General features: G+C 72.6%; 12 protein-coding genes. 6 read left to right on the forward strand and 6 right to left on the reverse strand.

Going from position 1 to position 12,920, the window contains the following annotated elements; translation table 11 throughout:
* Window positions 1–140 precede the first annotated feature (140 nt).
* The 3 genes from G3I78_RS20945 to G3I78_RS20955 all read left to right on the forward strand — a co-directional run bounded on the left by G3I78_RS20945 (window position 141) and on the right by G3I78_RS20955 (window position 4,292).
* A complete protein-coding gene (locus tag G3I78_RS20945) occupies window positions 141–2,438 on the forward strand; it encodes a PEP/pyruvate-binding domain-containing protein (RefSeq protein ID WP_164426780.1) in 2,298 nt (765 codons plus the stop codon).
* Complete coding sequence (locus tag G3I78_RS20950) at window positions 2,435–3,388, forward strand: hypothetical protein (RefSeq protein WP_164426782.1); 954 nt, start codon at window positions 2,435–2,437, stop codon at window positions 3,386–3,388. Before G3I78_RS20945 ends, G3I78_RS20950 begins: the two co-directional genes overlap by 4 nt.
* A 199-nt stretch (window positions 3,389–3,587) precedes the next feature.
* The gene (locus G3I78_RS20955; protein ID WP_164426784.1) at window positions 3,588–4,292 is read left to right on the forward strand and encodes a tyrosine-protein phosphatase; all 705 of its coding nucleotides are present in this window, start codon (window positions 3,588–3,590) and stop codon (window positions 4,290–4,292) included.
* 96 nt (window positions 4,293–4,388) lie between these two features.
* Here G3I78_RS20955 and G3I78_RS20960 read toward each other — a convergent pair whose 3' ends face one another.
* A complete protein-coding gene (locus G3I78_RS20960) occupies window positions 4,389–4,643 on the reverse strand; it encodes a DUF397 domain-containing protein (RefSeq protein ID WP_123760041.1) in 255 nt (84 codons plus the stop codon).
* On the reverse strand, window positions 4,644–5,504 hold the full coding sequence (locus tag G3I78_RS20965; RefSeq protein WP_059206135.1) for a helix-turn-helix transcriptional regulator: 861 nt from the start codon (window positions 5,502–5,504) through the stop codon (window positions 4,644–4,646). It abuts the gene before it with no gap.
* A 260-nt stretch (window positions 5,505–5,764) separates the two neighbouring features.
* Here G3I78_RS20965 and G3I78_RS20970 point away from each other — a divergent pair, with 260 nt between their 5' ends.
* From G3I78_RS20970 to G3I78_RS20980, 3 genes are all read left to right on the forward strand, one after another.
* Complete coding sequence (locus G3I78_RS20970) at window positions 5,765–6,421, forward strand: ATP-binding protein (protein ID WP_343243810.1); 657 nt, start codon at window positions 5,765–5,767, stop codon at window positions 6,419–6,421.
* Window positions 6,412–6,858, forward strand: a complete 447-nt coding sequence (locus G3I78_RS20975; RefSeq protein ID WP_164426787.1) for a hypothetical protein — start codon at window positions 6,412–6,414, stop codon at window positions 6,856–6,858. Before G3I78_RS20970 ends, G3I78_RS20975 begins: the two co-directional genes overlap by 10 nt.
* Before the next feature lie 259 nt (window positions 6,859–7,117).
* Window positions 7,118–9,061, forward strand: coding sequence for an ABC transporter ATP-binding protein (locus tag G3I78_RS20980; protein WP_164426789.1), 1,944 nt, complete (start codon window positions 7,118–7,120; stop codon window positions 9,059–9,061).
* Window positions 9,062–9,063: 2 nt separating this feature from the next.
* Here the strand turns inward: G3I78_RS20980 and G3I78_RS20985 are convergent, their stop codons facing one another.
* The 4 genes from G3I78_RS20985 to G3I78_RS21000 form a co-directional block, all read right to left on the reverse strand.
* Window positions 9,064–9,246, reverse strand: coding sequence for a hypothetical protein (locus G3I78_RS20985; RefSeq protein ID WP_164426791.1), 183 nt, complete (start codon window positions 9,244–9,246; stop codon window positions 9,064–9,066).
* 173 nt (window positions 9,247–9,419) lie between these two features.
* Window positions 9,420–10,109, reverse strand: coding sequence for a DUF899 domain-containing protein (locus tag G3I78_RS20990; protein WP_164426793.1), 690 nt, complete (start codon window positions 10,107–10,109; stop codon window positions 9,420–9,422).
* 191 nt (window positions 10,110–10,300) lie between these two features.
* Window positions 10,301–11,470 carry a cytochrome P450 gene (locus G3I78_RS20995; protein ID WP_164426795.1) on the reverse strand — a complete coding sequence of 390 codons (1,170 nt, stop codon included), beginning with the start codon at window positions 11,468–11,470 and terminating at the stop codon, window positions 10,301–10,303.
* Window positions 11,471–11,480: 10 nt separating this feature from the next.
* Complete coding sequence (locus tag G3I78_RS21000; RefSeq protein WP_164426797.1) at window positions 11,481–12,833, reverse strand: amidohydrolase; 1,353 nt, start codon at window positions 12,831–12,833, stop codon at window positions 11,481–11,483.
* Window positions 12,834–12,920 lie beyond the last annotated feature (87 nt).

The following is a 12,920-nucleotide window of genomic DNA, read 5'->3' on the forward strand; positions in this document are numbered from 1 at the left end:
GGGATCATCGGGAAAGGAGGCGAGCTGCCGTCGTGCCCGTTCGGGTCGGCAGCGGCCCACCCCCGTCCTTCGTTCCGCCGTCAGGCGCAGGGCCACCCCCGCGCGTCCCCCCTGTTGGCGGTCGGTCCTGGAGGGTGTTCATGACGACGCTCGACGAACGTCACGGAGAGGGTGCCCGCGACGGGGAAGGCCGCCGGGGCGCGGCCCGCTCCGACCGCGCCGAGGCGTACGGCCGGATCTCCCGGGCCGCCGTCCCGCTGGAGCGCCCGGCGGCCGCGGCCCCCATGACAGCGGGCTCGAAGGCCGCCAACCTCGCCCGCGCGGCCCGCGCAGGACTCCCGGTACTGCCCGGCTTCGTGATCCCCAGCGCGGACGGTACGACCCCACAACGCACCAGTACCGCCCCCGACCAGGACACCCTGCACCGCGCCTGGCGCGAACTCTCCCACGATGGCACCCGCCCCCTCGTCGTACGGTCCTCCTCGCCCCAGGAGGACACGGAGGAGTCGTCGCTCGCCGGCCAGTTCGCCTCCGTGCTGGACGTGCGCGGCTGGCCGGCCTTTCGTACGGCGGTGCGGACCGTCCTCGACTCGGCGGAACGGCCCGACGGGTCCACCGCGCCCATGGCGGTGCTGGTGCAGCCGATGCTCAAGGCCCGGGTAGGCGGGGTGATGTTCGGTGCCGACCCGGTCGGGGGACGCGCCGACCGGATGCTGGTGAGCGCGGTGCGCGGCGGGCCGGACAGCCTGGTCAGCGGTGAGCAGGCGGGCACGGACCACTGGCTGAGCCGGCGGGGACGGCTGCTGCGGACCGAGGGGACGGGCCATGCGGAGCCGTTGCTCACCCGGTCCGAGCTGTTCCGGCTGGCCCGGCTCGCGCGGCGGGCCCGGCGGGTGTTCGGCTCACCGCAGGACATCGAGTTCGGCTTCGGCGCGGACGGGCGGCTGTGGCTGTTCCAGAGCCGCCCGATCACGGCGATGGCGGTGCGTCCGGCGCGCGGGGCCAGGCTGCTGGGTCCCGGCCCGGTCGCCGAGACGCTGCCGGAGCAACTGGCGCCGCTGGAGGAGGACCTGTGGGTGGCGCCCATGGCCCGCGGACTCGCCGCCGCGCTGGACATCGGCGGCAGCGCACCCCGGCGGCTGCTGCGCACGGTGCCCGTGGTCACGACGGTCGGCGGACGGGCCGCGGCGGATCTACGGCTGCTCGGTGCCGTCGCTCCACGGCACCATTGGCTCGCGCTGCTCAATCCGGCACCCGGGGCGCGTCGGCTCGGTTCGGCGTGGCGGGTGGGCCGCCTCGGTGCCGCCCTGCCCGGCCTGGCCCTGGACCTCGTGGCGGACGTCGACGCCCGGCTCGCACGGATACCGGCCCCCTCCACCCTCGCCGACCCCGACCTCGCCGCGGAACTCCGCTGGACCCGCGCGGTCCTGGTCTCCCTGCACGCCCAGGAGGCCCTGGCGGGTGCCCTCCTCCCGGCACCGCCGGACCACCGCACCGCCGCGGGCTCGGCCCTGAAGGCCCTGTCCGAGGCCCGCGCCCGGGGCGTCCCCGACGAGCGGGTGATCGCGACGACCCCGGTGGTACTGGCACTCACCGCGCCGAGCGTGCGGGGTCCCGGGCGGTTGCCGGGCGCCGGGAATGTCGTACGAGATCAGCGGCCGGGGCAGGTCGGACAGGGGGCGCCGGGGGCCGGGAACGCCGTACGGGAACGGCCGGCCGGGCGCGACCAGCTCCGGGGTGCCCCCGAGACGGAGACGGCGGTGTCCCTGGCCGAACGACCGGCCGAGCAACCCACCGAACATCGCACCGCCCCCCGCTCGCCCGCCCTGCCGCCCCGCGAAGCCCTCCGGCTCCGCGTCAGGTGGATACAGGAACTCCAGGTCAGGCTGGTGCGCGAGGCGGCGCGGCGGATCGGTGTCGAGGCCGGGCGGCTGGCGCTGCTGCGGTGGAAGGAGCTCGCGGACGTCCTCTACGGCGATCCGCTGCCCGGTGACTTCGCGGAACGGTTGCCCGCGGCCGAGTCGCCGCCGTTGCCGGACGCGTTCCGGCTCGCGGAGGGGACGGTCGTCGCCGAGCGCGAGGACGGGGAGGGCGGTCGGGGTGTGTCCGGCGGGCGGGCCGTCGGGACGGTGTGGGACGGGACCGGGGCCCGGCCGTCGGACGCGGTGCTCGTGGTGCGCACGCTGGATCCCGCGCTCGCCCCGCTGCTGCCGGGCCTGACCGCCCTGGTCGCGCAGACCGGCAGCCCGCTGTCCCATCTCGCCGTGCTGGCAAGGGAGTTCGGGCTGCCCGCGGTGGTGGGCGCCACGGACGCGGTACGGCGTTTCCCGCCGGGGTCCCGCCTCACCGTCGACGGCACGACCGGGGACGTACGGGTCGAGGAGGCGTCGGGGCGGGCCGGTTGCGCGCCGGTGCGGGTGGCCGGAGACGTGCCATGAGAAAGGTCGCCTACCTCTTCGGAAGCCTCGCCGCCGCCGGGGCGGCCACCTACCTCGTCGTCTATCTGTACCGGTGGCAGTGGCAGCGGGCGATGCTGTGCGGGGTGCTGCTGCTGGTCGTCGAGGTGATGCTGCTCGGGATCGTGATGCTGGGGCGGCTCACCCGGATCGAGGACCGGCTGCGCGACTCGGACCGGCGGCAGCGGGAGCTGGCCGCACGGCAGGAGGACGCGCTGGCCCGGCTGCGTGGCGACTCCGGACCGGACAGGACCGGCACCCGGTTCGGCTGGCTGGACGATCCGGCCGAGCGGACGTATGTCTTCGTGCCGGTGCTCATGGTCACCGGTGTGCTGCTGTCGGGGATCGCGTGGGTGGTGCAGCGGGTCGCGTCGGCGACGGCCAGGCCCGCCGAGCGGCGGCTCGCCGGGCGCCTCGCGGTGCTCACGGCACCCGCCGCGCCCGACGACGGTGACGGCGGCGGCGGTGGCGGCGGCGGCTCGGAGGACCTGGAAGACCTTCCGCCGCTCGGCGCCGGGCGTTCCCGGAGCCGTACCGTCCGCGTCGCCGCCGTGGGGGTCGTGGGTGTGGCCCTGCTCGGCGGGCTCGTCGCGGGTCTCGCCGATCTCACGCAGACCCGGGACGAGGACGCGAACGACAGCGCGGCGACGTCGGTCGTCGTCCAGGTCGACATGCGCGGCCCCGACACGACGGCTCAGCGGCGGTCGCTCGCCGCCCAGCAGGTCTGGGAGCGCTGCCGGGACTCCACGTCCGTGCCGCTGCGGCACGCGACCCTGGGGGACCTGGGCGACGGGCTGTACGCGGGGGTCGTACGGCCCGCCCTCACCTCGCACGACCGGATGCGGCTGCGGGGCTGCCTGGAGGACGCGACCCTGGAGCGGGCCCACCTCATGGTCGTCGGCATCGGGGACGCGGACCGGGACGACGACTGAGACGGAAGGGACCCACCGGGCTCACCGGACCCGCAGGACCCACCGGACTCACCGGACTCACCGGACTCACCGGACCCATCGACTGTCGCTGACCTGCGTTTACGGTGAGCATAAGCACACGTACACGGACAAGATTCTCAAACAACCATCGGGTTACCATGCCAAGGCGCACCCCGTCCCCTAGTCCCCCGGGTCGCCCATGGCTGTTCTCACCGCAACCCTGCCCCCGCCCGCTCTCCGTGAGCGGCCGCTGTCCCGGCGCTGTCTGCGGCTCCTGCTGTACGTCGTTCTCGGCTACCTCACCCTGTGGGCCACCGGAGCGCTGGGCATCCTGGCCCTGTCGTACTGGGCGCGCCAGGAGACCCCGGCCCCGTCCGGGACGCGCGCGGTGCGGGGGGTGCACAACTTCCAGCCCGTCGACACCCAGGGGCGGCTGTGGCGCGGTGCCGCCCCCTCGCCCGCCGGGTACCGGGCGCTGGCCGGCCTGGGGATCACCACGGTCGTCGACCTGCGCGCGGAGGACCTGAGCGCGGCACAGCTCGCCGAGCCGGAGAAGGCCGGCCTGAAGGTCGTACGGCTGCCGATCCGGGACGGGCAGACGCCGAAGCCCGCGCAGGTGCGGCGGTTCCTCGACGTGGTGGCACGGTCGGCCGGGCCGGTGTTCGTGCACTGCGGTGCGGGGGTCGGCCGTACCGGCACCATGGCGGCGGCGTATCTCGTGGAGACCGGGGAGCAGTCGTCGGCGTCGGCGGTCCGGCGCAATCTCGCGGTCGGCCCGCCGTCCATCGAGCAGATCTACTACGGCCTGGACCTCAGCAGCGGCAAGGCGGAGCAGCCACCGCTGCCGGTGGTGGCCGTCAGCAGGCTGGTGGATGCTCCGCGTCGCATGGCGTCCTGGTTCTGACCCCTCCCAGACGACTCAGGGCTTGCGCCCCACCTCCCGGGGCTCGGTGGTGTCGATCTCAACCATCAGTGCTTACCCATCAATTGAGCAACGAGGTCAGGAGAGCAGGAAGTCGGCCACCCCCGCCTTCGCGCCCTCGATGAACGCGGTCATCTCGTCAGTCGTGTAGATCAGCGCCGGTCCGTCCGGGTCGGTGGACTGGCGGACGGCGATCCTGCCGTCGGCGAGCTTCATCGCCTCCAGGCAGTTGCCGCCGTTGCCGCCGCTCCACGGCTTGTGCCAGCCTTCGCTCCCCAACTCCCTGGCGGGCATGCCGTTGTAGACGGGTATGCGCGGCTTGATGCGGTTCATTCACAACTCCTTGCGGAGGTCCCGGAGGATCTCCTTCGTGCGATGTGCTGTAGCGGCCTGCGCCGCCATGCGGTCCATGACCTCGAGGTGGGTCGCCACCTCGACGCGCGCGTCCAGATAGATCGCGCCGGTCAGGTACTCGCTGTAGACCATGTCCGGAAGTTCGGGCACGGCAAATCGGAAGAGCACGAAGGGCCCGTACGTGCCGGGGTGCGGCCCGTTGGCGAACGGGGCGACCTGGAGCGTCACGTTGGGCAGCTTCGTTGCCTCGAGCAGTTTGTCGATCTGGGCACGCATCACCTCCGGGCCGCCGACGGGGCGGCGCAGCACGGTCTCGTCCATGACGACCCACAGCCGGGGCGCGTCCTGACGGGTGAGCAGTCCTTGACGTTCCATGCGCAGGGCCACATGGCGCTCGATGTCCTCGGGGCTGGTCTGGCCGATGGCGCCGGAGCGCAGCACGCCACGCGCGTAGTCCTCGGTCTGGAGCAGACCGGGCACGAAGTGCGGTTCGTACTCGCGGATGAGCGCGGCGGCGCCCTCCAGACTGACGTGCATCGAGAACCAGCCGGGCAGCACGTCGTGGAAGCGCTGCCACCAGCCGGGCCGGTTGGCGTCCTCGGCGAGCTGCACGAAGTCCTCGGCCTCCTGGTCGGAGACGCCGTAGGCCTTCAGCAGGAGCTGGAGGTACGGGATCTTGAGGCCGACCTCGGCCATCTCCATGCGGCGGACCGTGGCGGGCGCGACGCGGAGGATGCGGGCGGCTTCCTCACGCTTGAGCCCGGCGCGTTCCCGCAGGTCCAGCAGGCGCCGGCCGAGGACGACCTGGCCGACCGTCGGCGCGGACCGCGGTTCACTCACGCTCCACCTCCACGAAGTCGCTTACGGATGTCACAGCCACCTGCATGCTGACAGCCCAGCGGCGCCATTCGAAGACCTATTCGAAGATCTGTACGGATACAAACATCGGCACGAATGCCGATCCGCACGGATCTCCAGTGATCCCAACTGGCGCCGCTCAAGATGCTGTTGCGAGCAGTGTGCCACGGCCCATCACCACGTCACACCGCACTCTGCATTTTTCAGAGTGACACTTGCCAAGTGTTCACGACGGGGCGATAGTGGCAAGCGTGATTCCGTCCCCGCCCTTAGGAACAGACGCTGCCGCTGACCACCCCCAGGGTCTCGGTGCCGCCGAGGGAGTGGGCCCCGACAGGGCCGCTGCCCGGCGCCGGTTCCGTTTCGAGCTGGCCGCGCACCCGGGTTCTCCCGCGCAGGCCAGACGCCTGACGAGGGCGCGGCTGACCTTCTGGTCAGTCTGCGAGGACACCTGCGACTCGGCCGCCCTGGTGGTCTCCGAGCTGGTCACCAACGCCATCGTGCACACCGCCAGCAGTCGTGTGGTCTGCGAGCTGCACGACGATGACGACCTGGTCCGGATAGCCGTACGTGACGAGGGCTGCGCGGCGGGTGAGCCCCACCCGGCCTCGCAGCGCGACGAAGAGGAGCACGGGAGGGGATTGCTCCTCGTCGACTCCCTCTGTCACGCGTGGGGCGCCCATGAGCACGGCCCCGGTCTGCTCGTCTGGGCGGAGCTGCCGCGCAAGGCGGACGCACCCCGTGAGGACACCGGCCCGCGCAACGACCTGGGCTGGGGGGCCCGGCCGAAGCCCGGTCCCGCCGGTGGTCCGGGTCAGGGGGACGAGCCGGAGGAGCATCACAGAGCGGCGCCCGAGGGGGAGGCCCGCGGCCACGGGACGGGGGGCGGATGGGCGTGAGGGCCGGGTCCGGCGGCCGGGTGCTGACCATGGACACGCTGGTCCGGCTCGGGCGCGGTTTCCAGACGCCGGGGACGTCGCGGAAGCTGGCCGTGCCGGAGGGGATGACGGCACCGCTGGGCTGCGACGCGGTGGGGGTGCCGGTGCTGCTGGGGCAGCAGCTGGTGCCCCGGGTGCCACGGGTGGGGTGCGTGTACGCCGATGACACGCACTGGTGGTGGCTCGTGCCGGGTGACTCCGACTACGCGCTGGAGTGGCCGGCGCCCGCCCAGTACGCCACCGGGGCGGTTGTTCCGGACGCCCCGGTGGTGCCGTCCCTTCTTCACCGGCCCGAGGGGACGCTGCCCTACACACCGCCGATACCGCTGTATCTGGCGGTGTGCCGGTTGACGGGGACGACGCCGAACTGGTCACGGCCGGTCAGTTCGGCGGGATAGGCCGTGGTCTGGGTGCGTGGCCGTGCCCCGCGACGGCCGGGGTGCATGGCCGCGCCCCGCGACGGCCGGAGTGCGTGGCCGCGCCCCGCGACGAAGCCGCTGATCGACACGGTTCCGTGCCCCTGAATCGACACGGCTCCGCGCCCCCGAAAGGCCGCGTCGTACGCCCGCGTGTTCTCCCCGCTCCCTTCTGCGCCCTCCCTCCATGAGGCCCGCCCCGCCATAGTTGCCCCCGTCCGGCGATCGGGGGAGGTCCGCAGTGGGCAAACGGCGAGACGCGGAGAAACCCGGGGCCTCCGAGTCCGAGCAGCTGCTCTTCGGTGGGCCCCTGCGGTACGACATGGGGTGGAACTCCCATGCCGACGCGTTTCTGGAGTTGGGGTTCCGGGCCATGGTGGTCCGGCTGCCGTCGCTGTTGTCGGCGAGTTTCCGGCTGGCCTGGCAGGCAGACCGGCGGGCGGCCAGGACCGTGCTGGCCGCCGAGGTGGGGCGGGGCCTGACACAGGCGGTGAGTCTGCTCGCCGTGAACAGTGTGCTGGGGCGGCTGATCGGCGGGGGCGCGCTGGCCGACCGGCTGCGGGGCGCCGTACCCGCGCTGGTGACGATGGCCGCCGTGATGCTGGTCGGGGCGCTGCTGCGGGCCACGACGACGTATGCCACGGGGCGCCTGGAGCCCAAGGTGGAGCGGGTGGCGACCGAGCGGTATCTGGAGCGGGCGGCCGCCGTGGAGCTGGCCGCGATCGAGGACCACGCCTTCCACAAGCTGCTGGACACCGCGCAGTACGGGGCCGGCTCGGCGCGCCGGATGATCTCGGTCGCGACGCGGGTGGTGAACGCGGTGATCTCGATGGTCGCGGCGGCGGGCGTGCTGACCGTGCTGCATCCGGCGCTGCTGCCGCTGCTGGTCACGATGACGATCCCGAGCGCGTGGAGCGCGCTGACCATCGCGCGGCGGCGGTACGAGTGGTACCACGCCTGGGTCCAGCACGTGCGGGCGAGCCGCCTGCTCGGCGCCCTGCTGATCGAGCCCGAGGCGGCGCCGGAGATCCGGGTGCACGGGGTGGGCCCGTTCCTGCTGCGGCATTTCCGGTCGATGGCGGAGACGGCCGAGGCGGAGCAGGCCCGGCTGGCGAGGCTGGCGGCCAGGACCGGGCTGATCGCGGCGGCCTGGACGGGCCTCGCGACGACGGCGACGTACGCGACGCTGGGCGCGCTGCTGCTGGCGGGCGCGATGGCGCTGTCGGTGGCGGGTACGGCGGTGATCGCGATCCGCACCGGCTCGCAGAGCCTGGACACGCTGGTCATCGAGGTGAACTCGCTGCACGAGGAGGCCCTGTTCGTCGGCGACCTCCAGAAGCTCTACGCGGAGGCGGCCGAGCGGGCGATCCCGGTCGGCGGGGCCGCGCTGCCGGACGATCCGCGTGAGATCCGTTTCGAGGGCGTCTCCTTCACCTACCCGGGTGACGCGACCCGCCCGGCACTCGACGACGTGACGCTCACCCTGCCGCTGGGCAAGATCGTCGCGCTGGTCGGCGAGAACGGTTCGGGCAAGACCACCCTGGTGAAGCTGCTGGCGGGGCTGTACGCCCCCGACCGGGGCCGGATCCTGTGGGACGACGTGGACGCGGCGCACGCGGACCGGCAGCTGCTCGCCGAGCGGGTCGCGATGGTCGCGCAGGACTTCAAGCGCTGGCCGTTCACCGCGCGCGTCAACGTGGCCGTGGGCCGCTCCTCGGTGCCGCTCACCGAGGACCGGGTGGCCGGTGCGGTGACGGAGGCCGGGGCGGCGGAGGCGCTGGCCGATCTGCCGCGCGGCCTGGACACGCTGCTGGCCCGCAACTTCAGCGGCGGGCACGAGCTGTCGGGCGGGCAGTGGCAGCGGCTGGGGATCGCCCGGGCCGCCTACCGGCGTGGGCGCATCCTGATCGTGGACGAGCCGACGGCGGCCCTGGACGCGCGGGCCGAGCTGGAGGTCTTCGAGAAGATCCGGGCGCTGGCCGGCACCGGCCAGACGGTCGTCCTGATCACCCATCGGCTGGCGTCCGTACGCCATGCCGATCTGGTGCATGTGCTGGAGCAGGGCCGGCTCGTGGAGTCTGGCACGCCCGACGAGCTCCTGGCCTCCGGTGGTGTCTACGCGGAGCTGTACTCGCTCCAGGCCGAGCAGTTCACGGCGAAGGTGCCCGCCAAGGAGGCGGGCTGACCTCACGCGGTGACGTCGGCCGCCGCTCCGCCGCGGACGATCACCAGGAACGTGTCCGACGCGAGGTCCATGACGACCTCGGCCGGCAGTCCCTCGAGACGCCTCGCGTGCGCGAACTCCTCCGCCGGCCACGATCCCCGCGGCCCGCCTGCGGGAAAGCGTTCGAGCACTGTTCGCCCGTTCACCACCCTGCACCTCCAGAAAGCGTTGTACTCACCCGTAGGAGCACTTGTAGGAGTTAACGCCTTCAGGAGGCCGATCGCCTCGCTGAGTTGCCGTACTGAGACGTAGTTGACACGGGTTCACCCCGGAGTGTGAGGGTCCTGTCACCGTACGGCGATCTCCCTCACCCTCCGTGTCAGTCCTCGTACTCGTCGTGGTACCGGATGCGTGCGCTGCCCGCGGGCGCCCCCAGAGCGGACGCGCGCCCCCTGGGTTCCTCCCACTCCTCCTGCCGTCCCAGCGCGGTGAGATCGAGGAACCCGGTGGTCGAGCCGAGCCCGTCGAGGCCGCGTTCATAGGTCGAGTAGGTGTGGAAGACCCGGTCGTGGTCCCTCAGGAAGCAGCTGACGCCGGGCCGCTCGACCGGCTCCCCCTCGTGTTCCAGGGTGGCCTCGAAGTCACGGTTGAAATCGCCGCCGTACGACGAGTACCAGGGCACGCTCCAGCCCATCCGTGCCTTGAACGGCAGGATCTTCGTGTACGGCGCTCTGGAGACGGCCGCGAAGGTGGTGCCGCGTGCCTTCAGATGGGCCAGGTGGCCGACCTGGTCCAGGAAGGCGGAGCAGCTGCGGCAGCCCGCGTCCCACTCGGGCGCGAACATGAAGTGGTAGACGACGAGTTGGCCGCGTCCCTCGAAGAGTTCGAGCAACGTGGCCTTGCCGTCCCCGCCCTCGAAGACGTACTCCTCCGTCACCTCCACCATCGGCAACCTGCGCCGCTCGGCGTTCAGCACATCCCGCGCACGCGTGACGACCTTCTCCTTGACCAGCAACTTCTCACGCGCCGCGCGCCATTCGTCCCGCGAGACGATCTCCGGAAGCGACATGGGGTCCCTCCTGTACAACGGTCCGTTCGGGGTGGTGACCGTCGGGTGGGGCGGAACTCATCGCCGGCGGGGGAAATTGGACGGCATGTTTTTCTGCGGGGTGCGGGGGGGGGGGGGGGGGGGGTGCCGGCAGGGAGGACGACGGACAGGACGACGCGGACACCCACATCGTTGGAGGCGGGGCCAACAGCTCAGTAGGACACCCGCAGCGACACCAACCCCCGCGCGCGCAACGAATTACGCCACCGCGGAGCGGGCTCGGCCAGAGCAAGGGCCGGGAAGCGTTCCAGCAGGGCGGCCAGGGCGATCTCGGTCTCGGCTCGGGCCAGGGGGGCGCCGAGGCAGTAGTGGATGCCGTGGCCGAGGGCGAGGTGTCCGGAGGTGTCGCGGGTGAGGTCGAGGCGGTCGGGGTCGGGGAAGCGGGCGGGGTCGCGGTCGGCGGCGGACGGGGAGACCCAGACCGTCTCGCCCGCGGGGACGGTGACCCCGGCAATCGTGACGTCCTCGACGGGGAAGCGCCGGATGGCGAGCAGGGCGGGGCCGTCGTAGCGCAGGAACTCCTCGACTGCGGACGGGAGTTGGGACGGGTCCTTGCGGAGGGCGGCGAGTTGTTCGGGGTGCCGGAAGAGCGCCAGCACCGCGTTCCCGATCAGCTGGGCGGTGTTCTCGTACCCGGCGAAGAGGATGAGGAAGGCCAGCGACATCAGCTCGTCCTCGCTGAGCCGGTCGCCCTCGTCGCGCACGGCGATCAGGTCGGAGAGCAGGTCGTCGGCGGGCTCCCGGCGCTTGTCGGCGAGTAGCCGCGTGAAGTAACCGAGCATCGCCACGACCGCGTTCCTCGCCGCCTCGGGCCCCGCCGCCGGGTCCGGCGCGACGAGGGTGTCGGTCCACACCCGGAAGTCCAGCCGGTGCTCGTCCGGGACACCGAGCAGATCGCAGATCACGGTGATGGGCAGCGGCGCGGCGTACGCGGCGACGAGATCGACCGTCCCGTGCTCCCCCAGCGCGTCCAGCAACCGGTCGGCGGTACGCCGGATCGGCCCCCGCAACAACTCCACCCGGCGCGGTGTGAACGCCCGCCCGACCAGCCGCCGGATCCGGGTGTGGTCCGGCGGATCCATGTTCAGCAGATTGGCGTCCAGCGCGGCCGGCAGCGAGAACCCCTGGTAAGTCCCGGCCCCCGCATGCGCCTTGTCCAGCGACAGCCGAGGATCGGCCAGCGCCGCCCGCACGTCCTCGTACCGCGTGACGATCCACGCGGGCGTCCCGTCGGGCCCGACGATCCGGTGCACGGGCGCGGTGTCGCGCAGCCGGCGGTACACGTCGTAGGGGTGGTCGAGGAGTCCTTCGGCGGGGTCCATGTGGATCAGCCTATGTGTCGTACTCCTGAATCCGCCCACCGTGCCCCCGGTCCACCAGCCCCGGCATCCGCTCCCCCAACTCCCGTACGACAGAGCCCACATCGAGGGTCAGCAGCTCCCGGTCCCGCATCAGGACACGGCCGTCGACGATCGTCGTGCGGACGTCCGCGGCGCGGGCGCTGTGGACCAGGGTGGCGGCCAGGTCGTGGACGGGCTGGGTGTGGGGGCCGGTGAGGTCGACGAGGATGATGTCGGCCCGGTGGCCCGGGGCGAGGGTGCCGATCGAGTCGGCGAGGCCGACCGCCCGGGCGCTCTGGAGGGTTGCGTGGTGCAGGGTCTGACGGGACGTCAGCCAGCGGGGGTCGCCGGTGGTGGACTTCTGGATCAGGGCCGTCAGCGCCATGGACTCCCAGACGTCCAGGGAGTTGTTGGAGGCCGCGCCGTCCGTGGCGAGGCCCACCGGGATGCCGAGGTCGCGCAGCGCGCGGACGGGCGTGGTCGTGGGCCAGGCGAACTTGAGGTAGCCGCGCGGGGCGGTGGCAACGGCCGTAGGCCCGGCGGCACTTGAGAGAAGTGGCAGGTCACGGTCGAGGATGCCGGTGCCGTGCGCGATCAGTACGTCCGTGTCGAGGATCCCGGTGCGCCGCAGCACCTCGACGGGCGTGACGCCGTGCCGGGCGAGGCTCGTCTCGGCCTGGTCGCGGTTCTCGGAGGCGTGGAGATGGACGGGCAGCCCGTGCTCGTGCGCGAGCAAGGCGGTCGCGGCGAGGTCGGAATCGTCGACCGTGTAGGGGGCGTGCGGAGCGAGGGCCGTGGTGATGCGGCCACCGGCACCGCCCCGGTGCCGCAGCGCGAACTCCAGTGATCTCTCCCGCCCTTGAGGACCCTGCGAGGAGAAGTACGCCTCCCCGAGATGCGCCCGCATCCCGCACTCCTCGACCACCGCGGCCACCGCGTCCATCGAGAAGTAGTGGTCCGCGAAGCAGGTGACACCGCCCCGGATCATCTCCGCGCAGGCCAGCCGCGCCCCCAACTCCACGTCCCGCGCGGTGAGGTTGGACTCGATCGGCCAGACGACGTCGTTGAACCACTCCTCGGTCGGCAGGTCCTCGGCGATCCCGCGCAGCGCCACCATGGGCGCGTGGGTATGGCAGTTGACGAGCCCCGGCATGGCGACCTGGCCGCGCGCGTCGATCCGCTCCACGGCGGGCAGGTCCCGCACGGCCGCGGCACCGGTCACCGCCGCCACGACCCCGTCCCGTACCACGACCGCCGCGTCCTCCTGGAACCCGATCCACTCCTGGTCGTCGTGCACGAGGACGGTGCACCCGGTGATGACGAGTTCGGCGGGAGAGTCGGTCATCACGCCAACGTACGGCGTCATGGGCGCCGCGGGTGAGCCGAACCGCGCATCCCGTCAAGGCTCTGTCGCGCCCCGGCCCGGCCGGGC

This window comes from Streptomyces sp. SID13726 (assembly GCF_010548375.1).
Lineage (GTDB): Bacteria > Actinomycetota > Actinomycetes > Streptomycetales > Streptomycetaceae > Streptomyces.